This is a genomic window from Paenibacillus pinistramenti (assembly GCF_005869875.1).
Lineage (GTDB): Bacteria > Bacillota > Bacilli > Paenibacillales > Paenibacillaceae > Fontibacillus > Fontibacillus pinistramenti.
This window is the reverse complement of record NZ_VAWG01000005.1, coordinates 81901-106022: the sequence shown is the minus strand read 5'-3', so window position 1 is coordinate 106022 and position 24122 is coordinate 81901. Positions and strand designations below refer to the sequence as shown.

The window sequence follows — 24122 nt, the reverse complement described above, 5'->3', positions numbered from 1 at the left end:
CATCCTCACCCCTTGCCCGTTTGTGTGTCCTCATCCGGCAGGGGCAGCAGCGGCGCCAGCTGCTTCTCCAGCCATTTCAGCAGCCGGCCGTCCTGATGCGGGCCTGCGATGACCGATAATCCCAGCGGGAGTCCCTGTGGTCCGGCAGCCGCCGGAATCGTCACCTGCGGACATCCGGCCAGCCCGGCAATGCAGGACAGCTGCATCACCTTTGCGCGTACCGCCTCCGCCTCTGCACCGGTGCTGCCCTTGAGCGGTGCTCCGCCCGGCACCGTCGGAATGAGCAATATTCCGTCCCTTCCGAGAAGCTGCTCCACCCCGGCTTTTATCCATTCTCTTGCTTCCCGTGCCTCCTTGGCCTGCCCTGCGCTGAGAGTTGCTGTCCAGGCAAAACGCTCCGCAATCCCCGGTCCAAAAGCCGGCTTATGTGCGGTGATCCATGCCCCATGCTCCTCCCAGATTTCAAAGCCCTGCACCGTGCGGAATATCTGCGCCCACCCGGCCAGTCCGCCGACGCCATCGGCTAACCCGCTGCCCTCTCTGGCGAAACCGCCGCCCCCACCGGCCAGCCGAATCCAACTGCCGGCGCCCGCTGACTGCTCAACCGCCGGGATTAAGCCGAGCAGGGCTTCCCGGTCCGGGTCGTCAAGCAGCTCCCAGGCGTCCGAGGCGAGAAGCAGCCGGCGGAATGGCTGCTCCAAATTATCCTGCGGCGCCCCGATCGCTGAGCCGACTTGACGCAGCACTCCGGGCTCCCGGGCCATCCAGCCCGCCGTATCAAAGCTGGCAGCGAGCGGAATCACTCCTTCAGCGGATAGGGTTCCGTGCGTGGGCCGGAAGCCGTAGATGCCGCAGTAGGAGGAAGGCACCCGCACGGAGCCGCCCGTGTCGGTTCCAACGGCAAAATCGTTCAGCCCCGCAGCGACTGCCGCTGCCGAGCCGCTCGAGGAGCCGCCCGGAATGCGGCCCGGCGCCTTCGGATTGACAGGAGTGCCGTAGTGATGATTTTCCCCGCTGAGGCTGTACATCAGTTCATCCGTATGGGTGATTCCTTTCATCCTTGCGCCTGCGGATAGCAGCGAATGAATCACAGGGGCCGTAGACTGGGCGGGCTCATGCGTTCTCAGCCAGTCAGGATTGCCTGCTGCGCTGCGGCGGCCTTTCAGGGCGAACACATCCTTGACCGCAAACGTGAGTCCGTCCAGCATCCCCGGCCTTACAGGCTCCAGGCCTGCCTCTTCGTTTATATATGCGTTCCAGCGGTCTTCCTTCATTTGAGTTCCCCCTAACTGAAGCGGAAAAACAAAATTATGTGTGACTTTTTATAACATATTCAAGGGAATCACAACAATATATCGAGAACTTTTTGGTTTTATGTACAAAACAGCAACTAAAATTTGTATTTTTAACAAATCCACCTGAAGCGAATGTGAATCAACTTAACATGATGGAATCAAAAAAATCCCCAAAAGGGACGGGCAGCTGTGAAGCCTGGTCCGTACCCTTTTGGGGAAACCCTTTTTTACCAGCCGATCGCCGCACCGTCGCTGCGCGGGTCGCTCCCGCCGAAGCGTGTGCCGTCTTCACGGATCAGGATGGCTCCGGCATGGCCGGCTGCGCCGTCGTAAGCACTCACACGCTTCACGACATGTCCTGCGGCGGCAAGCTGATCCGCTACCCCGGCCGGAATCCGGCTCTCCAGCTTCAGCTCCCGGGTCTCTTCGCCCCAGGTTCTGCCCCACAGCCAGCGCGGCGCGCTGATGGCCTCCTGCGGGTCCATTCCGAAATCCATGATCCGCGTCAGCAGCGCGGTCTGTGTCTGGGGCTGACCTTCGCCGCCCTGCGTGCCGTACAGCAGAAACGGCCGGTCCTCGCGCAGCGCCATCGCAGGCATCAGCGTATGGAAGGTCCGCTTGCGCGGCTCAAGCCGGTTCACATGGGCAGGGTCCAGCGAGAAGAACGAGCCCCGGTTCTGCAGCAGAATCCCTGTATCCCCAGCCGTAAACCCTGATCCAAATTCAAAATACAGGCTCTGAATGAACGATACCGCATTGCCTTCGCCGTCGGTAACTGCCGCGTATGCCGTGTCGCTCCCGAGCGGCGCGCTGTCCATTCCGGCTGCCCGGCTCATGTCAATCTCCCCGGCCAGCTTCGCGCAGTAGGCTTTATCCGTCAGAGTCCCAACATCAACAGGCGAGAAAGCCGGATCGGTCAGAACCCGGTTCCGGTCGCGGAAGGACAGCTTCAGCGCCTCAACCAGCAGGTGGTAATATTCGTAAGTGCCGTGGCCAATGCGCTCCAGGTCGAAATTCTCCACGATATGCGCAGCCATAATCCCGGCAAAGCCCTGCGAGTTCGGCGGCATCTGGGCAAGCTTCGTGCCCCGGTAGGAGCCGGTGACCGGCAAGACCCAGTCGCCGTGATGATCGGCGAAGTCGTCAGCCGTCAGGATGCCGCCTTCCGCTGCCAGCGCTTGGACAATGGCTGCGCCTATTTCCCCCTTATAAAAAGCATCGCGCCCGCCGGCCGCCAGCTTCTGCAGGCTCCGCCCCAGCTCGCGCTGCACAAACCGGCTGCCGGCCGCGGGAGCCTTCAGCCCGCCGGGCGCATAAATGCCGACTGTTCCCGGCATGCTGCGCAGCAGCTCCAGCCTCGCGGCGGTCTGCAGCTGCTGGTCCCGGGACAGCGGAAAGCCGCTTACCGCATAGCCGATCGCCGGCTCCAGCACCTCCGGCAGCGCCATTGTCCCGTAGGTGCCGAGAATTTCGGCCCAGCTGTCCACCATGCCCGGAACGGTTACGGCACTTAGCGGGCCGCGGGTTGGAACTGCGGTCATTCCCATGGCGGCGAACCGCTCCCTGCTCGCGCCGCAGCCCGAACGGCCGCTTCCATTGTAGCCGCGGAGCGACTGCTCGGACCGGTTGTACAGCAGCCAGAAGGAATCGCCCCCGATTCCGGTCATATGCGGATACACGACAGCCAGGCAGGCGCTGATGGCTACAGCCGCATCATACGCATTCCCGCCCCTGGCCAGAATCCGGGCTCCGGCCGATGTGGCAAGCGCATGCGGACTGACCACCATCACTTCGCTGCCTGAAGCAGATTGCAGCAAATCCCTCACTCCCTCGCTAATTGGACGGGCTGAAACAGCCGGCTGAAAGGTGCTTCATCCAATTTTTTGCTAAATAAAATAACACGGGGAAGATGAATCCACAACGGTTTTCGAAATATTTCGGAACTTTATGTGAGAATACCTGCCATTGGGCTGGCCGTTACCCCTCTGCAGCGGTATAATAAACAATTAATTTACCACGCTCGTTGACCTTCTTGATGGAAAGGTGGACTCCCCATGTACATGACCGTTGAAGATGCACTCTCCGTATACCCGCTGTCGGAGGGAACGTTAATCGCAGGCAAAGCCGGCCTCCGGCGAATCGTAAAATCCGTTAATGTCATGGACGCCCCCGATATCGCCGATTGGGTGCACGAAGGGGAGGTGCTGTTTACCACCGCCTATCTGCTGAAAGACAACCCTGGGGAAGCGGAGATGCTGATTGGAAAATTAGCCCGCAAAGGCGCCGCCGCCCTCGGCATCAAGCTCGGCAGATTTTGGACAGAGGTCCCTCCCTCGATCCTCAAAGAGGCCGACCGGATCGGTTTTCCCATTATAGAGCTTCCCTATCCCTTCACCTTCTCCGACCAAATGAACGGCTTGTTCCGCGCGGAAATGTCCAGAACGACCCTGCGGCTCAAGCAAGTGATGGAGAAGCAGCAGGCGTTGATCCGCTTTGCCCTTGGCAGGAGACGGGAGGATTTTTTCGGGGAGCTGGCCTCCATTCTGAACTGCTCCATGGCCGTCGTACTGACTGGCAAACGTGTGCTGTTCTCCAGCCTGTCCATAAGTGACGAGCAGCTGCTGGAAGCAGGGCCCTGGAGCTCTTCTTCCTCTAACAAACGCCGCAGGGAAAGCATGCTGTCTTATTATCCGCTGCCCGTCCGGCAGCAGAGCCAGTCCCTGGCCCAGGGCGGCTTCGCCGTGATCCAGCCTAAGTCGCCGGAGCTTCATCCCCTTAAGGAAGAGGAGGGGCTCTATGTCCAGGCTGCAGAGATGATTGCCTGCCATCTGGAGGAGCTGGAGCAGCACCGGCAGGAGCGGGAGCAGAGCGAATTGCCGCTGGTGGTGCAGTCTTATCTGAACCGGACCATTTCGATTGACGCGGTTCTGGAATGTGCCTGTACGCTGGAGAATCCGTTTATCCAGAAGCCTTTCCGCTGCCTGTGGACTACAGCCTCCGGGACGGAGCAGAGGCCGGCGGGAGATCCGCTCGCGCTCCGGGCGGTGCGCCAGGAGTTCCTGTACCACCCGCAGCTGAAGCAGATGGCTCTCCTGCATATCGAGATGGGGCCGGCCCTGCTCTCCATTATTTCGTGCGGCTCAGCAGCCGATGAGGAGCGCCTGGTGAAGCTGCTTTACCAGTTATTTGCCGGCAGTGACCAGGAACCCGGCGCAGGCAGGCCTCTCCGCTTCTTCGTCAGCAGCCTGAAACAAACGCCCGATCAGCTGGCCGAAGCCTATGAGGAATGCCTGAGCGCTGCAGAAACCGCCCGCAGCCTGGACATAAACCAGCTCGTGGTCGATTACCGGACGCTCGAATTCGCCGATTTGTTCAGCAGCGTCTCCTCCGCCAAAATGACTCAGTTCTGCACCCGCCTGCTTGCGCCCATTCTGGAGAAGCCGCCGGACACCGCAGGTGAAATGCTGAGCACGCTCCGCCTCTATCTCCAGCATAACGGGCAGACGGCCGAAGCGGCTAAGGACCTGTTTGTCCACCGCAACACCGTCGCTTACCGCCTCGACAAGATCAGCGAGCTGCTGCAGATGGATCTGCGCAATTACGAGCATTTGCTGAAGCTGAAGCTCGCGTTCCTGTTTCAGGAGTTCCTGAGCCGAGAAGGCCGGATTTAGACCGGCGGCGCTCCTTAGGACACCCGGCACACAGGTCCTCCTGCGGGAAAAAGAGAAAAGGCCGGTTTCGGACAACTGCCCGGAACCGGCCTTTCGGTTAAGCTTTTTCAAATCTTGTTACAGGCTGTTAAAGGCTGCACCCGTCGTCCGTGCACGCGCCGCCGGAGCTGCCGCCCAGCACCGTGAACGGCTGGCTCTCCTCCCAGGCCTTCTGCAGTGCCTGGATAAACACTTCTTCAGGCTGCGCGCCGGACACCGCGAATTTGCGGTCAAAGACGAAGAACGGCACGCCCGTAATGCCCAATCGGCCGGCCTCTTCCTCATCCGCCCGGACCTCAGCGCCATATGCGCTGCTTTCGAGCACAGCCGCTGCTTCTTCACGCGGCAGACCGATCTCGGCAGCAAGACCCGCCAGCACCGTGCGGTCGCCGATATGTCCCGATTCGGAGAACACGGCGCGGAAGAGGCGCTCGCTCATCTCAAGCATTTTCCCCTTGGAAGCAGCCCAATGCGTCAGACGCAGCGCGTCGAAGGAGTTCGTCGGCACCATCGTATCCATCTTGTATTCCAAACCTGCGGTACGTGCGTTAGCGGTCATCTGGTCATTCATGCCCTTTGCCTGCTGGACGCTGACGCCGAATTTCGCCGCTAGTTCCTCCGCGATCGTCTTCCCGCTGTTTAGCGCCGCCTGCGGATTTAATTCAAAGCTGCGGAACTGAAGCTCAATCTGCCCCGCATGTCCAAAGCGCTGAATCGCCGCTTCAAGCCTGCGTTTGCCGATATAACAGAACGGACACATATAATCCGACCAAATCTCAATCTTCATTCTGAGAAGCCCCCTTTTATCCTATGACTTCCATCCTACCATAGAATTAAACGGTGTTGACAGCCGAATGCGCTGCCTGGGCCTGCCGCCGCTGCTATCGGGTTTGAAAGCTACCGGGTTTGAAAAATAGACACCGCCTGCTTCAGCTCAACCGCCAGCTTGGCCAGGGACTGCGCTGTTGCCGCGGTTTCTTCGCTGCTTGCGGCGGCCTCCTCGGTCGTTGAGGAGATCACTTCGATCGACGAAAGCACTTCGGACGATTGTGCCGCCTGCTCTTCGCTGGCTGCGGCGATTTCAGTCACCTTGCTGGCTGTCTGATCCACCATCTGAAGAATGCTGCCGAAGGCTTCCCCGGTCTTCTGCGAGAAGGAGACCCCTTCCGCTACGGCTTTGACGCTGTGTCTCGTATTTTCCTGCATGCCTTTGATAATCGACGTAATCTGCTTGGTGGCCTCGCCGCTCCGCTCGGCCAGCTTGCGGACTTCATCAGCAACTACGGCAAAGCCTCTGCCCTGATCACCGGCGCGTGCCGCCTCGATTGCTGCATTCAGGGCAAGAAGGTTGGTCTGCTCGGCAATATCGTCAATTACCTCGATAATTTCTCCGATCTGATTGGAGTCATTCTCAAGGCGCGACATTTGATCGCTGACCAGCTGCATGCTGTTGATCGAGGTCTGCACAACCTTCCCGCCTTCCTGGGCGATGTTCATCGTGCTCGAGGATAATTCGGCTGCCTGTTCGGCACTGATCGCTACCGAGTTGATCGCGTCGGTCAGCTCCCGGAACAGCTCGGCCATCGTTTGGGCCGATTCGGCCTGGCTGGTGCTTCCGCTGGCGATTTCCTCCGTGCTCGCCGAAATTTGCTGCGATGCGGCTGCCACGCTTTCGGCCGAGCCTTGAATGCTTGTGACCGTTCCGCCGAGCCGCTGAATCATATGGTTAATGGAACCGGCCAGCTTACCGATTTCATCCTTCGTTTCAATATCAAGCGTTTCTCGCAAATCCCCTTCCGCCACTTGGCCGACAAGGCGGACTGTACGGTTCAGCGGCCGGGCAATGACCTGGGCGATCATGTAACCAAACAGGATGCTGATCAGGAAGGCCCCTGTCACGATGCCGATGGTGAGGTTTCTTGATGAAGCATAAGCCTGATCCCCTTGTTCAATCGTCTTCTGCGCGATATCGGTATTCAGGGTCACCAGATCATCAAGCACTTTGTTCAAAGCATCCCCGCGGCCCTTCAATTCCCCTTTCAGGAGAACAATAAAATCGTCAATATTGTTGGCTTTATTTAATTGCAGCGCTTTGCCCAAGGACTCGTTATACGTGTCCCATGCCGGCTGGAAGCCTTTCAGCAGCTCGACTTCAGGCGGCGTTAATTGGGTCTGCTCATAGCTGTTCACATTATCAAGCAGCTGCGTTTCCAGCTCCTTGATTCTATTTTCATAGTCGGAATTCTCCTGCATGGTCGAAGCGATGATGCTCATATCCCGGACGTTCACCTGGATCTCCTGATAGATGGACTGCGCCGCGGAGAGCTGGGCGATCGGCATCAGGTTGTTGTCGTACAGATTGCTCATATTAGTGTTCATGGTCCGCAGATTGTTAAGCCCTATTAATCCAATTGCGGTTGAAATCATCGCCATGCACACAAAGGCGGTTATCAGCTTCACCGATGTTTTCAAATTCAAGAACCATTTCATGTTCACTCACTCCTGCTTTCCTTGTTGTAATCCTGCTCTGACATTCCCCGAAAGCGTTAATACCGGAAGCCGCCCGCCTGGTTAAACAGGGCCGCAATCTCAAGAATCAGCGCCACCCTGCCGTCTCCCAAAATGGTAGCTCCCGCAATTCCCTCTACCTTGCCTACGTATGAGCCGAGAGATTTCACCACAATTTCCTGATTGCCGATCAGCTCATCTACGGCTAGTGCCAAGCGCTTCTCAGCATAGCCGACTATAAGGACCGGAACAGGCCGGCCCGATTGCTGGAGGGTCTGGACCGAAAGATTCGTAATCCCTACAACCGGCAGCACCTGTTCCCGGAATACCAGCACCGGCCGGCCCCTTACATTCTCTACATCCTTGCCAGTGACCCTTACAATCTCGACGATATTGCTCATGGGAACAATCAGCGTCTGTCCGGAGGTCTTGACCATAAGCCCGGTTATGATAGCAAGTGTCAGGGGCAGTCTGATCTTAAAAATAGTCCCTTCCCCGAGCCGGGTCCGGATATCAATAAGCCCGTTCAGCTTCTCAATATGGCTGCGGACAATGTCCATTCCGACTCCGCGCCCGGAGATGTCGCTCACCGCCTGCGCCGTGCTGAAGCCCGGCCGGAAGATCAGCTCAACTGCCTCCTTGTCGGTCATCGCTGCAGCCTCTTCGGGCTGGATGATGCCTTTCCGCAGTGCTGAAGCTTTGACCTGTTCCGGATCGATCCCGGCTCCATCGTCTTCTACGCAGATGACCACCTGGTTATCCTCATGGGCCGCCCGGATCGTCAGTGTTCCCTGCTCCGGCTTCCCCGCCCGGGCTCTGCGCTCCGGCTCCTCCAGCCCGTGATCGACCGCGTTCCGGAGCAGATGAATCAGCGGATCGGCGATCTCCTCAATGAGCGTCCGGTCAAGCTCCGTATCCTTCCCTTCCATGACCAGGTCCACTTCCTTGCCCAGGTGCCTCGACAAATCGCGGATCATCCGGGGGAAGCGGTTGAACAGCTGCTCGATCGGCAGCATTCTCGCCTTCATGACGCTGTCCTGCAGCTCGCTGATAATCCGGGTAAGATGATCGGACACATGGCCCAGATCGCCAACCGATTCATCCCGGAGGAGGGCTCTTTGCCTGCGTTCAATCTGGTGAATCCTTGTCTGGTCAATGACCAGCTCACCTACCAGATTCATCAGATGATCCAGCCGTTCCACGCTGACGCGGACTGTCGCCGTCTTGGCTTTGTCCGCTGAGGGCGGTTCTTCGCGCTTCAGCTCTTCCGCAGTCCCCGCGGGCTCCAGCAGCTGGCTGTGCGGCTCTTCCGGCAGGTCCTCCCTGGCCCGGTTCTTCCCGGATTCCTCCGGCTGATACGGCTTGACAGCTGCGGCCGCAACATCGACCAGTCCCTCCAGAGCCGCCTGCAGCTCCTGCTGTTCCTGACTGCCTGCATATAGAATGGACAGCCGCAGATCCTTCACAAGCTCATCGCCGAGCTCGTCCGGGTCCGGAGACATCTCCATCACCTCTCCCCATTCCTCCAGGAACGTGCGGATTACATAGGCACGAGCCCCTTGAATAACACAGTCCGGAGCAAGGCTGATGCTGAGCCAGTATACCGATAGTCCCTGGTCAAGGGCGTCTTCGGCCTTCTTTTGCAGGGAAGGTTCTAATTCAGGCTTCTCCACGGCAAAAGCTTCAAGCTCCTGCAAAATGACTCCGATGCTGACCGTGCAATGGTCCTGCTGTTCGATATCGCTCTTCATCAGCTTGAGCGTGTCCAGCGCTTTGAAGAGCAGATCCGCCATGGCCGTTGTGACCTCTTTGGCGCCGCTTCTCACCTGGTCCAGCAGATGCTCCATCTGGTGAGTAAGCCGTTTCATTTCTTCGAAGCCCATGGCCGCTGAAGAACCTTTGAGCGTATGTGCCGCCCGGAAGAGGTTCTGCACAATTTCCGCCCGTCCTCCTTCACGTTCAAGCTCCAGGATGCAATCGTCCATCACCTGAAGCTGCTCCTCCAGCTCCTCCAGAAAGACGTCCTTATATTCTGTCAGCATGCGTTGTCACTCCTCGCGCAGAAGAACTTCATCCAATTTAAGAATGCCGACGAGTCCTCCCTGCGAAATCCCAATGCCTACAAAAAAATTCCCCTCAACCCCGCCTACCCGTTCCGGAGGGGGCTGAATATCCGAGAAAGTAGTTACCTTGCTGACCCGGTCCACCATTATGCCTACCGTATCCTCGGTGTGGTGAACAACGATAATGCGGCTTGACTTCGTATGCGGCTGATCCTCCAGCCCGAAGAAGCTGCGCAGGCTGAGCACCGGGATGATTTTTCCCCGCAAATTGATTACGCCCTTCACATAAGCCTTCACATTCGGAAGCTGGGTAATTTCCTGCATCTTGATAATTTCGTGGATCTCCTGAATGCGGATAGCGTACTGCTCGTCATCCACCCCGAATTCCACATACTGCTCGTTTATGTCGGCCTGCATAACTTTCACCTTTCCTGACCCGTTTAGGATTTCTATCTCTATCTTAAAGGGGTTTGACGGTCCTGTATCCGCAAAAAGTTTGCGCGGTCACGCAATTTTTTTGCGCGCTGTATCGAGCTGTATCTCTCAAGAATTATCAGACAGAAAAAAAGAAGCTGCCGGCAGCAGCTCCTCAACGCCGATATTCGTTTATCCGTTCGTTTATCTAATGTTCATTTGCTTCCCCCGGAAGCTCCTTAAACATCGTCCAGTGCGGAATGCCGACCTCCGTGTAAGGCTCGCCCGTCTTGACATAGCCCAGCTTCTCGTAAAAGGGTACCGCCGTCATCCGCGCATGAAGCATCAGCTTCCGCGCACTCTCTTTCAGGGCAGTCTGCTCGGCGAATCCGACCAGCCTCCTGCCGATGCCCCGGCCCTGCATGGCCTCGTCAACAGCCACCTGCTTCATCTGCAGCGTATCTCTGCCGATTCTGCGCAGCAGCAGCACGCCGGCCGCGCGGCCTCCGGCTCTGGCCAGCAGATGGATGTCCTGCCGCTCAGCCTGCAGGTCATCGTTATAGATGCTCATGCCCAGCGGCTGTCTGAGCACCCGGTCACGGAGCCTGACGGCCTCCTCATAATCAGCGGAGCCCCAGGCTATGACCTCCAGCCGGATATTCTCCGGTTCTGTCACCATGTTCATTCTGTCCGCCTCCCTGTTTCGTCAATCCGGCATGGATAAAAGAAAGCTTGTCCGCTGCCTTTATGGACGAAGCAGGGAATCTCCCGGCTCCAGCACAGGAGCCGCCGTCTGGACCGTCTCCGGATATTTGATGCCGCTGCCGGTATTCAGAACCAGCACGGCCTCCCCGTCCTTGATCCAGCCGGTTTGTCTGAGCTTGCGTGCAGCTGCAAAGGCCGCTGCGCCTTCCGGGCAGACAAACGCCCCTTCCAGGCGGGCAACCCGCGCCTGCTCCTCCAGCAGCTCGCTGTCGCTGACTGCCACCGCGCAGCCGTTTGTCTCGGCAATCGCAGACAGCACCAGGAAGTCGCCTAACGCCTTAGGCACATTGATGCCGAAGGCCGCGGTCTCCGAGTTCTCCCAGAATTCGGATTCGGCTTTGCCTTCTTCCCAGGCTTTCACGATCGGTGCGCAGCCGGCTGCCTGTACAGCCACGAGGCGCGGGAGTTTGTTCTTGATCCAGCCCAGCTCGGCGAGCTCCTTCAGCGCCTTATGAATCCCGATCAGGCCTACACCGCCGCCTGCCGGATACAGGATCACATCCGGCACCTTCCAGTGCATCTGCTCGGCGATTTCAATTCCCATTGTCTTCTTGCCTTCAATGCGGTAAGGCTCCTTAAGCGTGGACGCATCGTACAGCCCGTGCTCCTTCACCGCTTGTCCGACGATTTGGCCGGCGTCGCTGATCAGACCGTTAACCAGATTCAGGTTCGCCCCCGATACGGCAACCTCGCCCCGGGTAATCAGCGGCGCTTCCACCGGCATGACGATGGACGCTTTGATGCCTGCTCTGGCCGCATAAAGCGACCAAGCTGCACCTGCGTTCCCGTTCGTCGGCATGGCCAGCTCCTTCACGCCCAGCTCTTTGGCCTTGGACACCCCGACAGCCGCTCCCCGGGCTTTAAAGCTTCCGGTAGGAATAACGCCTTCGTCCTTCATCAGCAGATTCGGAATGTCCATATCCCTGCCTGCCTGCTCGAGCTTCAGCAGCGGAGTCATGCCTTCACCAAGAGTCACAACATTCCCCTCATCCGTTACAGGCAGCAGCTCGTGATATCTCCATAGATCATTGGAGCGGCCAGCCAGATCGGCCGGCATCCACTGCTTCTTCAGCTCTTTCAGATCATAATCGACCAGCAGGGGAGAACCGCAGCCGCACAGCTGCTGAATCCGGTCCGCCGGGTATTCCTCACCGCATTTCGGGCAGTGCAGGTGACTGATATAACTAAATCGCATCGCTGTATTTCCTTCTCTCTGCTATAGATATAAAGTTGTCTGATTTCGTCCTAATAAGATGCGGTATTGCCGCATTTTCCGCCTATTTCTGGAATGAATTTAACATGAGCGGTATGGGCTGTCAACTTTACAGCTTTCGGCCGGAAATATAGCTTTCAGACAAAAACCAAGCTTTCAGCCCTGACAAAACCTTCAGCCGGAAATAAATTTTCTGCGGCCGATCCGGGCCGTTCCTTCTTTGAGCCGGCGGATATGCTCGAAGTCAAGGCAGAGCGCATCATTCAAAATATGAGCCGGCGTCGTGCTCCCCGGGATCCGTTTGGAGTTTAGCAGAGCCAGAATCGCCCCGGATGACAGGATGCCCGGTCCATGCGCAAAGAACAGGTCAGGCTCCAGCAGAATGGTATTTTCCCCGCGCCAGCCCGGTCTGAACGGAACAAAGTCAGGATTGTTAAAATAAAGCGAGTCCCCGGGATACACATCCGGCAGCTGCACCCTCTTAAACCTCAGATCGTTATCCAGATACCAGGTAAAGAGAACCAAATCCTGAAAGTACGTATTAAACACCGGCCTGCCTACAACATCTAATATGGCTTTATACATAACCAGAACAATGGCAGCGGCGCATTCAAAGGCATAGAGCCGTCCATTCCGGAAAATATCCTCAACCGCATCCGACGGCAGCACGCCGGGCTGCAATTGGAACCCGCCAAGACGTGTTCTTGACCAGTAGAGCGGGCTGCATCTGCTGTTCTTAAATTCGGCAAACGAAGCACCGCTCCGGTACAAGCCCTTGGCCGCCTCGACAATAGCCGTTCTTGCATGCAGTTCAAATCGTAAAGCCTCCGGTGTGCTGTAGGTGTAGGTGACCGCGCTGCCCTGCTTCATATTCAGCACGTTTTGTTCCCAAGGCGATAAACCCGTCAGATCCGTATTGGCGCTGCCCGAGAGAAGTACAATCATATGGGGCCTCCCCTTCAGTAAAAGATAGGTTATTGTACGTGAGGGGAGCTGATTTGGTGTGTATTAGCCCTGCCGGGAACACCGTTTGACCCTGTAGCTAAGAAAAAAAAAGCGGAGCAGGATGTCGCATCCCCGCCCCGCCCGCTCCAATCCATTATGACAAGTAAAAATTACGCACCCAGCGGTGTTTCTTCAGCTTCGACACCTGCTCCTCCGGCAGCCCTTTGCCGTCGCCCACCGCCATATTCCGCTCCACGTTCCGGACGGACCGCATCCCCGGAATGACCGTGGAAACCGCCGGATGGCTGAGCACATACCGGAGCGCCGTTTCCGCCATTTCAGCGTTTGTAATGTTCAGATCTTCCGTAATCTGCTTCACCCGGCTGACGACCTCCTGCTTCCGTTCTCCGTTAAAATACCGGCCGCGGAAGTCTCCCTCCGGGAAGGTTGTCTCCGGCGTAAAGGTCCCTGTCAGCCCGCCTTCATCCAGCGCAACGCGGACAATGACGCCGATGTTATGCTTCTCGCACGCCGGCAGAAGCTCATCCTCCGGACTTTGATCAAAGATATTGTAAATGACCTGTACCGTATCCACGACACCCGACTCAATCAATTTGATGGCGTTCGAGGGTTGATGGTCGTTAATGGACACGCCGAAATAGCGGATCTTCCCCTGCTCCTTCAGCTTCTGGACACCCTCCAGCCAGTCTCCCTGCCCGACCCACTCGTCGGACCAGACGTGAAACTGCTGAACATCCAGCGTATCCAGACCGAGATTGCGCAGGCTCCGCTCCGTGCAGGAGATTACATGCTCCGCCGTAAAGGCTTCAGAGGAAGGCACGCCTGCGCGGGCCGGCCACTGGCCGTTGCTAGGCGGAATTTTGGAAGCCACATAGATTGTCTCCGAACGTTCGCGGACGACTTGTCCAACCAGACGTTCACTATGACCGTCACCGTACCCAAGCGCGGTATCAATAAAGTTTAATCCCAGATCAATGGAGCGGTGAAGAGCTTTCAGAGATTCCTGATCCTCCGCGCCCAGCCAGCCTGACTTGCCGATGCCCCAGGCTCCATAGCCGATTTCCGATATACTCAGTCCCGTTCTGCCAAGCGTTCTGTAATGCATGTTTCTCCAGCCTCCTCAGAGCTTTTTTTCCTTACCCCGTCTATTATATACCCCTCAGGAAAGCGGATACAAACTACTAGATTGCTGAGAATCCGGACGCAAAAAAAGGCCCCGCTGCAGCACAGGGAGCCGTTCTTTCGCTGGATCTTATTTCGCTGAATCTTTTTCTCTGTAGCTTATTTCTCTGTATCTTATTTACCGCAGCATTTCTTGTACTTCTGCCCGCTGCCGCAAGGGCATGGGTCGTTCCGTCCGACCTTCGTGACGGTGACCTGCTGCTTCTTCTTTGGAAAATAGTGGGTCGTATGAGCCGCCTTGATCACGCCAGGCTTCTGGCGTCTGCTGAGCTCGGCCGGTGTATGGCCGCCGTTCGACCACATTCTCGTATGGTTGTAGACGTCTTGAACCAACCCGGTCAATTCCGCAAGCTGTTCCTTGCTGCCGGGCTGAATGCCGAATTTCTCCAATCCTTCGAGGATTTCACCAAATGACGATTCGACCGCGCAGTCCAGCTGCACGTCATCAACAAACGCATCGGCCGCAGCCTTCTCCAGCTGGTATTCCTTCATTACATGATCCCGGAGCTTAACAAGCTCAGGCGTCATTTCGAAATAAAGGTCATCTTTATATTTTAACAGCTCTGACCGCTCCGGCACATAAAAAGGCTTGCTGCCCCGAAGCTCCAGCAGTCCGTTCAGATCCTCTTCCGACTCCTCCGGCTCGAGCGCCAGATTGACGATGTATTCGCCATGTACGGTAAACATCTGCTCCCGCAGCAGAAGATGATCAAGCGCCGTGGACAGCTCTTCTTCAGTAAGCGGGGCTTCTTCATTCTGGGCATTAAACACCTTGATTAGTGTATCCGCTTTATATGCGCCGTAAAGGTTGGATAAAGCTGCCGCATAGTCATGAATCAGCCACAGCCGGGCCTGCTGCTTGCGGAAATCTGCTTTGTTTAATTTTCCATAAGCAGCCTTCACTTCATCCGGCAGAATCAGGAACGGCTTCTGATCTTCTTGAATCGCAAATACAAGGCCAAACTCAAGCAGAAAACCGCATTCTCCAAAGCCAACCCCCTTGTCCTCCAGAACCGGCTTCTTCAGCAGACGCTCAAACAGCTTCCACTCCGGCTCTTCTGCCAGCAGCAGGACGGAACGGACGTAAGCAGGATCGGTCATCTGTGCGGCAAGGGCCTCCACCAGCTGCTCCTTCTTCATTTTGGAACGGCCTGCCACTTCATATGCGGATGCCAAAGCCGAAAGCCGGGTTTTATTCAGTATGGATAACAGGCCGGTCAGACCGGTTACGACTGTCCCTTTGATCACGTACTCTTTGGTAAGTTGTTCAGAAAGAGATTGGATGTCAGTTAACATTGAAAAAACCTCATTTTCTCAAATTTCCCCATATCGCAGAAAGTACCCCTGGCCGGATGTACTATCTTCAAATATATCATATATGACCCTCAATTTATATCGCGCCGTCTAACTTGTCAAGCCTCGCGGATTTGGAATGGCAAAAAAGCCTATCTCTATGGTAAGTTATATCTATGGCAAGCTATACATACAGATTTACAGGTAAATATTGGATAACAATCTTGAGTATTGGAGCGTAAGAGATGGAAGAGAACAACAATTCGTCTTTCTCGAAAGGGTTTTTCTGGAGCCTCATCATTTCCATACCAATCTGGGTGCTGCTGATCTGGGCATTCATTCATTACGTCCTTTAATTTTTGGTCAAAAAAAAGAAGCGGGAATGGGCCTCATCGCCCTTCCCGCTCGATTTTTTTCCATGTGGACCTGTTCAGCCTGCAGCCGCTATCCGGAATACACATGCAGCTCATGGATGGACCAGTAGTTCCCCCCTTTGCCGGTCTGCGTAATCCGGATCAGCTTCGCTTCAGACGGAGTAAAGGCAATCTCCGTCCTCTCCATCTTCCCCTGTCCTTCTGCTACCTGATGCCACTGCCGCCCGTCCGTTGAGACCTCCACCTTATAGTTCCGCGGATAATCGTACGGCGAACGGGTATAATCCAGCAAAATTCTCCCCACCAGTTGAACCTGCTCCAGCTCAATCTGATAATAGGAGCCCGGGGTCTGGTTGGCGGCCGTATCCCATCTTGTGCGGGGATTGCCGTCCAGAGCCGCTCCCGGATTGGTTTTGGCCGGATCGATATTAGAGCTGACCTTAAAGGTTGACCGGTCCAGCTCGGCTGTTCCGGTATAAACCGCTTTCACCTCGGCAGACTGGGCGGTGGACCCGGTTACGCGAACGGCGTAACGGTAGGTTTTTCCCTTTACAACCTTAAGATCCATGTATTCCGTCTCTTTAAGCTGACTTGCGATCACGGTCCATGTCCCGGCCGTTCCCTCAGCACGGAGCACCTCATAAGAGGCTGCGCCCTCCGACTCCAGCCAATCCACCCGGATCCCGTTCTCCTGGTCTTCAGCAGCGTTCACCCAAGCAGGCGGTTCCGCCTTTATGGAAGAGGAAGGCTGCAGAATATACTGCACAGCCTCCCCCGGACCCAGCGTTTCAGTAAATGTCAGTTCAGGAGCCGCCTTCAATCCCGTTATATAGGTCCGCGCCTGCTGATAGGTTTCCCCTGCACCAAAACGCTCTCCTTCGTATACGGTATTCTCCGGCATTGTAACTTTCACCTGAATCGTCTGCGTGGTGTTCTCGAAGTTGACAAAGTTGATCAGCAGCTTGCTGGAGGTCGCTCCCGAGACGGGAAGCGGGTCCAGCGCCGAAGTATCAACGGCCCTTACATATACCAGCTTATCCGCCGTCTCCTCTTTGTTCACCACTTCATAAGAAAGCGGTTTGCCGTGCGTGGCGTAAGCAAGCGTAAGCCGGCGCATGATGTCAACCCGGGAGTCTCCGCCAGTCTTGAACTCGGATTGCTTGGTCTCCGCCGGGTTGTGCCGGGTCAGATCAAATCCGTTCTCGAACAGCGAGAAATCCTTGAAGAAGGCCGCATGCTGGATAAACATATCGGCAAAGCCGATGTGAGCCCGCATAATCCGGTCGAATGCGGCAGACTGCGGGTCCGAAGCCCCGTATGCCGGCGAATCGGTATGACTGTCCGAGGTGCCGAATTCCGTAACCAGCATCGGTTTGCTGAAAGAATCCGAGGCGCCTTTAAAAGTCTGCAGATTCTCGGCCAGGCTTCCGCCTTCCGGATCGGCGTAGGAACTGCCATAAGCGTGGCCGTTGGTCAAGTCCGTCACGCGCTCCAGCTCCAGGCGCTGCTGCGGATCGCGCTCCCAGCCGTCCGGGGTGCCGCAGGTCCGGCTGTCTCCCGTCTGGTTCTGGCAGGACTTCACCGAATAGGCCGGCCAGTAAGCCCAGCCTGGAGCGACGGTCTTCAGCCCGGGCGAAATCTTTTTCCCTTCCTTGTTCAGCCAGTCCGCTACAGCCAGATCCACCGCTTTGGAACGGTTAAACAATCCGGGCTCGTTATCGACCTCATAATATTGGAAGTAGCCTCCGTAGCGGTTGAAATAATCTGCAAGCTTCTGCTTTGCTTCATCCGGCAGTGAACCGTCTGCCTTCAGCTTGATGTCGCCCGTATACAAATACAGGGCCGAGGCCTGCGTATTGTAATCTTTGAGCACCTGGTAATAATCCTGCACATTGGAGCAGGCATCCCCGACGTTGCTCGCGCAAGTTACCCTCATTACGTTGCCGCTGTAAGCAAGCCCCAGCCATTTGAGCACGTAAGGAAGATGCCGGACGGCCCCTTCGTCGTAGTAAAATTCATAGTTGTTCACATTGGTTCCCGTAAGCACATACCGGCCGTTTATCGGCTCGGCAGCCGGCGCGGCCAGCGCTTCAAGGCTGAGATCATCCCACTTGAGCCACAGATACGGATCCTCTGCGGCTGAGCAGTACAGACAGCGGACAAGCTGCAGCTTCAGCTGATTGCTGCCGGTTTGAAGCTGCTCCTTCGGGATATACACCTCATAGGATTTATTGTAGGAATACTCGCTGTCCGTGCCGGAGGAGCCTGCAACCTGAATGATTCCGGACAGCTGATGATTGGAGAAGACCGCCATCTGAGGAACCGATTTGTAGGCATCCAGCACCTTTATCCGAAACAAGACCCCGTTCTCCGGGATCTGCTTCAGATTGTAATTTAATGTGAATTCAGGATTGCTCTCCCCGTTCAGGCCCTGGGGAACTTTGGCTGCGGCTATGGCCGTACTGCTCCCTGCCGCTGCTTCAATTGAGGCGGAGGCCTTGGAGACCGCAGCCGGAACGAACTCCGAGGACTTTCCGTCCTCGGTTCCAAGCTTCCAGATCGTCTGATTGCTGCTCTGAGCGCTTGCCGCGGCTAATTCCGAACCGCCGGTTCGGCCCGCATGAGACAACAAGACGAAGATTCCGATAATTTCAACGACAAACAGCAAGTATTTGATTGCCTCGATACGTCTTAGTCCCATCTGCTTTCACCCCGCTGTGCCAGCCGGACGATATTGAACCGGTCCCGGCATGATGATGTAGGACGACAGCGAAGCAGTGACTCATCTTCAGGCAATTAATTTTGCAGCGCGCCCGGCTGGAACAAGACTTCAGCCGGAACCGTTTCTTTGGTCTGGCTTGCGCTCTGCCACATTAATTTGACCATGCTGTCGCCCTGACCCTCATAATATTCAATCTTGATGTCATAGAGCTGGCCGGCCGTAAGCGCAATGCTTCCGCGGCGTTCTGTCCAGCTCTGTTTGATCCAGCTGTCAATAATGAGGGTGCCGTTAACCCAAACGCGTATTCCGTCGTCGGACAGTGTACTAAAGGTATAAGTTTCGCTGTAACGCGGCTGGATTTGTCCTGTCCATCGGACGGAAAAATTATCGTTTGGTACAGACATACCCGGCGAACCGCTGCGCCAGTTAAAGTCAAGCTTGGCGTCAGTTCGGGTCAGCGGTACGCCGGAAAGATTCAAATTCGGGAAGTACTCCCCATACAAGCCGTTAACGAGCGGCGCCGTGACCGGACTGCCAGCGATTTTGCTGATCAGGGAGAACTCGGCTCTTGTCAGGTAATAGCTGCTGTTCATATAAGAGTAAATGGTATCATTCGAGTTGTTCTGCGTCAGCATGCTTCCCCAGGTCATGAAGTAGGCCCAGTTCTGCTGTGAGGCGGACAGGAGTGAAGGACTCGGCATCTCCCCGTTCTCCCCGATTGCAATCGGTTTGCCCTGGGCAAGCTTCAGCAGGTTGTCATAATAAGATTGTCTGAAATCGTTATTATAGATATCGAGCGCCAGCACATCGACTTTGGAGAGTCCTGGAAAATAGTCGCCGTACGTATAATTGCTGCTCGTCGGCGCATTCGGACACCATACCCAGATCAGATTATCCAGGTGGTGCACATTGACGAATCTGTCGTACATCAGGTTCCAGAGCGCGGAGAAGTTGCTCTTCTTCCCCCACCAGAACCAGTCTCCGTTCATTTCATGGTAAGGTCTCCAAAGGACCGGCACGCCGGCGTCGCGGAGCGTTTCTAGAGAAGCCGCAACGCTGTCCAGATCCGCAATGAGGCTGTTATACTGCGGGGTGCCAGGCGTTACATATTTGTCAAAATCCGCCTGCGAGACGGACTTCTGGACGTTGCTCCAGACCGGAGCCGTTCCGGGCAGCGCCTCGTGGAAGGTCATGGTGACGATGCCGCCGGCCCGGTACCAGTTGATGGCGCTGTTCACGACATTCTTGCGCTGCTCGGCAATCTGGGCGGCCGTCTGCCCCATAATCGGCCCCAGCTCATAACCGTGGAGGGCCGCATATTGGGTGCTGATCCGGTTAAGCTTATTGTTAATTTCATCAGGACTTTCCAAATAATCATGCTGTCCTGAAATGATATTCTTGCCGGTGACTGTATACAACGTATTCAGCAGCTGCTTGGCTTCCGCTGTAGCCCCGGGGTCAATCGGATTTGCGGCTGACACGGCGGAAGCCGGAGCGGCTGAACCGGAGGCCAGGACGAAACAAAGAGGCAAGACGATGCTTAACACACGTCGGACGATACGAAACATACGGTAATTCATGATGGCGGTTTCCCCTTTCGAACCTGAATACCGTATGTATCGACAATTTTTTTGGATTGTATTAGATAGATTTGTCTATTTTTGAGTAAAAACATCGCCCAAAATGGCTTCAATGAACTTTTGTTGACAATTACGAGCGGATGGCTGCAAGCTGCTGTTCTGCTAGTCATTCACCCTGGATCAGGAAATAAATTGATGCAGCACGATATCATCCCAGTCCAGGCAAATCCGCACGTTGTCTTCCTCCACCAGCTCGCTTCCCGTCTGTACCTCGATAAATTCCATATCCGTGACCGCGAGAATGCTGTGCTTCGTTCCTTCCGGAATCCGTACAACATCGCCAGCCCGCACGTCATGCATTTTCTCGTTCAGAATGACCTTTCCCTGACCGCAGACGATCGTCCAGACCTCACAGCGTTTGTTGTGCAGCTGATAGCTGATATTCCGCCCGGAATGGATAAAGATCCGTTTGGTCAGCACCTTGCTGCCGTCATCGTACTGGATATAATCGACCACGCGGTAATGCCCCCAGCGCCGCTCCTCGTACATCGGGCGCTGCTCGAAAGACTTCAGCACTTCCTTGACACGCGCGCAGGATTCCTTCCGGGTTACCAGAATGCCGTCCGGGCTGGCCGCGACGATCAAATCCGGGGCGCCTACCACCGCTACCGGGATATCCAGCTCATTGATAAGGCAGGTGCTCTCCGAATCGGTAGTCACAATTCCCTTGCCAAGCTGCGGATTCGCCATTTCCTCCGTCAGCGTGTTCCAGGTGCCGAGGTCTTTCCAGTAGCCGTCATAAGGAACGACGACAATCTGCTGCTCCTTCTCGACCACTTCGTAGTCAAAGCTGATTTTGGCCATCAGCTTGTATTGTCTCTGCAGCTCTTCATATTGGACGGGCAGCCCTTTATCCAGCAAAATATTCAGCAGATAGCCAAGCCGGAAGGCGAATACCCCGCAGTTCCAGAGCGCGCCTTCCTGAATGAGCGCCGCCGCCGCTTCTTCGGACGGCTTCTCCTGGAAGCGTCCGACCGGCATAAAGCCTTGATCATGCCCCGCCTCTGAGGCTGCCGGAATAATGTATCCGTATTTCTCGGAAGCATGGTTCGGCACAACGCCGATCAGCGCCAGATTCGCCCCGCTCCGCTCCAGCGTCTCTTCAAGCCCGGCCACCGTTTCGAAGAAAGCATCCTCTACGTAAGGATCCACCGGCAGTATGGCCACAGCCGTGTCCGGTGAGACGCCCTCTACCGAGTAGAGATAGGCCGCAGTCAAAGCGATTGCCGGGAAGGTATCGCGCCGCTCCGGCTCCACAATGATCGGCACTTCCTGGCCGAGCTGGCTTTGAATCATTTCCACCTGTGCGCGGCCGGTTGCCAGATAAGCTGAATCTTCCAGCTCCGCCTGGCCCAGCTGCCGCCATACTCTTTGTACCATCGATTCCGGCTGTCCTTCAGGATCCTGAAGCACCTTCAGAAACTGTTTGGAACGCGAGTCATTCGAAAGCGGCCATAATCTTTTGCCTGAACCTCCCGAGAGAAGTACCAATTTCATTGCTCCCACCCCTTTACAGAACCTCCGCAATTTTGCGGGGATATTCCGAATAAGCGCCCATTTGCGGTCTGCCGACAGATATATATTCAATCCCTGTATCTTCAATCTGCTCCCGGCCGTAGACGTTCCGGCCGTCGATCAGTACCGGCTGCCTCATGAGGCCGGCCAGTTTATGGAGGTTCATTGTCTTGAATTCATTCCAGTCCGTGAGCAGGCATACAGCGTCGCAGCCTCCTGCCGCCTCTTCCGCCGAGCTGCACCAGTGCAGGCCCGGATGGTCAAACTGCTGTCTGAAATTGTCCATTGCAATCGGATCATACAGCTTCACATGCGCTCCCTCGCGGATGAGCGTTTCAACAATTTCAAGCGCAGGAGCGTCCCGGATATCGTCTGTATCCGGCTTGAACGACAAGCCCCAGATCCCGATCTGGGCTCCCTTGAGCGTTTCAAGCGACTCCTTCAGCTTCGCTATCACATTGTATCGCTGGCCCGTATTGACTTCAACGACAGATTTGAGCAGCTTGAACTCATAATCGACATTTCCCGCGATCTGGATAAGCGCCTTGGTGTCTTTCGGGAAGCAGGACCCGCCGTACCCGATGCCGGCCCGCAGAAACGAGGAACCGATGCGCTGATCGCTTCCCATCCCCTTGGCTACTTCCGTCACATCCGCGCCGACCTTCTCGCAAATATTGGCAATTTCATTGATAAACGAAATTTTGGTCGCCAGAAACGCGTTGGAAGCGTACTTGATCATTTCCGCGCTGCGGATGTCGGTGACAAAGATTTGATCGGTAAAAGGCTTGTGCAGCGCAGTCAGCGTCTCCTCCAGCTCCCGGTTGTCGAGCCCGATCACGACCCGGTCCGGGTTCAGCGTATCCTGAATCGCCGTGCCTTCGCGCAGGAATTCAGGAACGGAGGCGATGTCAAAGGCATACGGGGTGCGGGAAGCGATGACTTTGAAGATTTTTTCGTTGGTGCCGACCGGCACGGTGCTCTTGGTCATAATAATTTTGTATCCGTCCATAGCCATTCCGATATCGGCAGCAGCCTGTTCAATATACTGCAGATTCGCTTCGCCGTTCGGCAGCGATGGAGTGCCCACAGCCAGAATAATCAGATCGGAGCGGCGCACCGCATCCTGGATATCGGAGGTGAAGGAGAGGCGTCCTTCGCGGACGTTCTGTTCCATCAGCTGTTCAATGCCCGGCTCGTAAATGGGGGACTGCAAACGGCTGAGCTTCTCAATTTTGCTCTGATCCTGGTCCACACAAATGACCTCGTTCCCTTTCGAAGCAAAACAAACTCCCGAAACAAGCCCTACATACCCGGTTCCAATGACTGCCAACTTCATGATCCGCTTCCTCCCTTTAAAAAGTTAACATATGCCTGCTCCACATACTGCTTGAACTGCTGTTTGAACGTGTCCTCATCGAATTTCTTCGCATGGCCCATAATCTGGCTCACATTCCAGGCGTGCCGCTCCACCTCTCCTACCGCGGCCAGCAGATCGTCGACCTTCTGGTTCCGGAAGAATACCCCGTTCACATAAGGAACGATGGTGTCCAAAGCTCCGCCAGCCTGATAAGCAATGACCGGACGTCCGGCCGCATTCGCCTCAAGCGGTGTAATGCCGAAATCCTCTTCCCCCGGAAAAATAAACGCCCGGCACTTCGACATCAGCTCATTGACCTGGCCGTCCTCCAGCCTGCCAAGAAACTTGACGTTCGGCTTCGCCATCTCCGCCAGCCGTTTGCGGTCCGGCCCGTCGCCTACGATGTACAGCGGCAGCCCGCTTTGATTGAAGGCTTCGACTGCCAGATCAATCCGCTTGTAGGACACCAGCCGGGAGACGATAAGGTAATAGTCTTCGACCTCGGACGAGCTGCGGAACCTGGAAGTATTAATCGGCGGAAAAATCACTTCGGCATCACGCTGATAATAGTTCTGGATTCTCCGCTGCACGACCGAGGAATTCGCCACAAACTGGTTGACATTGGAAGAGGTCCGCTGATCCCATGATTTCAGCTGCCGGATATAAACCTTGAGCAGCTTCTTCAGCATGCTAGGCTGGCTTTCGCGTTCCATATAAGTGTCATAATCCCAGGCAAACCGCATCGGAGTATGACAGTAGCAGAGATGGAACGTGTTTTTGGGAACCTCGATGCTCTTAACAAAAGCGCTGCTGGAGCTGAGGACGATGTCATAACCCCGGAAGTCGAAATCCCGGATCGCCAGCGGGTAGAGCGGCAGCATCTTCTTAAAATTCGTCTTCACGCCAGGGAAATTCTGCAGCCAGGTGGTCCGGATGTCGGCATTCTTCAAGGATTCCGGCAGCCGGTTTCCATGAGAGACGGTTGTGAAGATCGGAGCATCGGGGTACATATCGTGGAGCACCTCCACTACCCGTTCGGCCCCGCCCATCTGTATCAGATAATCGTGCGCAATAGCGATTTTCATCCCAATCATTCCTTTAGCCC

17 protein-coding genes are annotated in these 24122 nt (G+C 55.9%); 1 reads left to right on the top strand and 16 read right to left on the bottom strand.

Annotation, left to right across the window (positions count from 1 at the left end):
* Nucleotides 1-5: 5 nt before the first annotated feature.
* On the bottom strand, nt 6-1274 hold the full coding sequence (locus FCN15_RS08745) for an amidase (RefSeq protein ID WP_138494629.1): 1269 nt from the start codon (nt 1272-1274) through the stop codon (nt 6-8).
* Between the two features lie 248 nt (nt 1275-1522).
* Nucleotides 1523-3082, bottom strand: coding sequence for a gamma-glutamyltransferase (gene ggt, locus FCN15_RS08740; RefSeq protein WP_138494726.1), 1560 nt, complete (start codon nt 3080-3082; stop codon nt 1523-1525).
* A gap of 267 nt (nt 3083-3349) precedes the next feature.
* Here ggt and FCN15_RS08735 point away from each other — a divergent pair, with 267 nt between their 5' ends.
* Nucleotides 3350-4966, top strand: a complete 1617-nt coding sequence (locus FCN15_RS08735) for a PucR family transcriptional regulator (protein WP_138494628.1) — start codon at nt 3350-3352, stop codon at nt 4964-4966.
* A 127-nt stretch (nt 4967-5093) separates the two neighbouring features.
* Here FCN15_RS08735 and FCN15_RS08730 read toward each other — a convergent pair whose 3' ends face one another.
* From FCN15_RS08730 to FCN15_RS08665, 14 genes are all read right to left on the bottom strand, one after another.
* Nucleotides 5094-5792 carry a DsbA family oxidoreductase gene (locus FCN15_RS08730; RefSeq protein WP_138494627.1) on the bottom strand — a complete coding sequence of 233 codons (699 nt, stop codon included), beginning with the start codon at nt 5790-5792 and terminating at the stop codon, nt 5094-5096.
* Nucleotides 5793-5902: 110 nt separating this feature from the next.
* Nucleotides 5903-7495, bottom strand: coding sequence for a methyl-accepting chemotaxis protein (locus FCN15_RS08725; RefSeq protein ID WP_138494626.1), 1593 nt, complete (start codon nt 7493-7495; stop codon nt 5903-5905).
* Nucleotides 7496-7551: 56 nt separating this feature from the next.
* On the bottom strand, nt 7552-9555 hold the full coding sequence (locus tag FCN15_RS08720; RefSeq protein ID WP_138494625.1) for a chemotaxis protein CheA: 2004 nt from the start codon (nt 9553-9555) through the stop codon (nt 7552-7554).
* Between the two features lie 6 nt (nt 9556-9561).
* The gene (locus FCN15_RS08715; protein ID WP_138494624.1) at nt 9562-9993 is read right to left on the bottom strand and encodes a chemotaxis protein CheW; all 432 of its coding nucleotides are present in this window, start codon (nt 9991-9993) and stop codon (nt 9562-9564) included.
* A gap of 205 nt (nt 9994-10198) precedes the next feature.
* Nucleotides 10199-10675, bottom strand: coding sequence for a GNAT family N-acetyltransferase (locus FCN15_RS08710; RefSeq protein WP_238996583.1), 477 nt, complete (start codon nt 10673-10675; stop codon nt 10199-10201).
* A 60-nt stretch (nt 10676-10735) separates the two neighbouring features.
* On the bottom strand, nt 10736-11950 hold the full coding sequence (locus tag FCN15_RS08705) for a threonine synthase (RefSeq protein WP_138494623.1): 1215 nt from the start codon (nt 11948-11950) through the stop codon (nt 10736-10738).
* A gap of 192 nt (nt 11951-12142) precedes the next feature.
* A complete protein-coding gene (locus FCN15_RS08700; RefSeq protein WP_138494622.1) occupies nt 12143-12913 on the bottom strand; it encodes a protein-glutamine gamma-glutamyltransferase in 771 nt (256 codons plus the stop codon).
* 154 nt (nt 12914-13067) lie between these two features.
* A complete protein-coding gene (locus FCN15_RS08695; RefSeq protein WP_138494621.1) occupies nt 13068-14039 on the bottom strand; it encodes an aldo/keto reductase in 972 nt (323 codons plus the stop codon).
* Nucleotides 14040-14230: 191 nt separating this feature from the next.
* A complete protein-coding gene (locus FCN15_RS08690; protein ID WP_138494620.1) occupies nt 14231-15412 on the bottom strand; it encodes a YecA family protein in 1182 nt (393 codons plus the stop codon).
* Nucleotides 15413-15853: 441 nt separating this feature from the next.
* Complete coding sequence (locus FCN15_RS08685) at nt 15854-18484, bottom strand: discoidin domain-containing protein (RefSeq protein WP_138494619.1); 2631 nt, start codon at nt 18482-18484, stop codon at nt 15854-15856.
* A gap of 95 nt (nt 18485-18579) precedes the next feature.
* Complete coding sequence (locus FCN15_RS08680; RefSeq protein WP_138494618.1) at nt 18580-20085, bottom strand: glycosyl hydrolase; 1506 nt, start codon at nt 20083-20085, stop codon at nt 18580-18582.
* Nucleotides 20086-20265: 180 nt separating this feature from the next.
* Nucleotides 20266-21642: a sugar phosphate nucleotidyltransferase gene (locus FCN15_RS08675; protein ID WP_138494617.1), complete on the bottom strand. Its 1377-nt coding sequence runs from the start codon at nt 21640-21642 to the stop codon at nt 20266-20268.
* Nucleotides 21643-21655: 13 nt separating this feature from the next.
* Entirely contained in the window at nt 21656-22996 is a 1341-nt protein-coding gene (locus FCN15_RS08670; RefSeq protein WP_138494616.1) for a UDP-glucose dehydrogenase family protein, read from the bottom strand.
* Nucleotides 22993-24102, bottom strand: coding sequence for a glycosyltransferase (locus tag FCN15_RS08665; RefSeq protein ID WP_138494615.1), 1110 nt, complete (start codon nt 24100-24102; stop codon nt 22993-22995). The genes FCN15_RS08670 and FCN15_RS08665 overlap by 4 nt, the downstream gene beginning before the upstream one ends.
* Nucleotides 24103-24122: the final 20 nt, after the last annotated feature.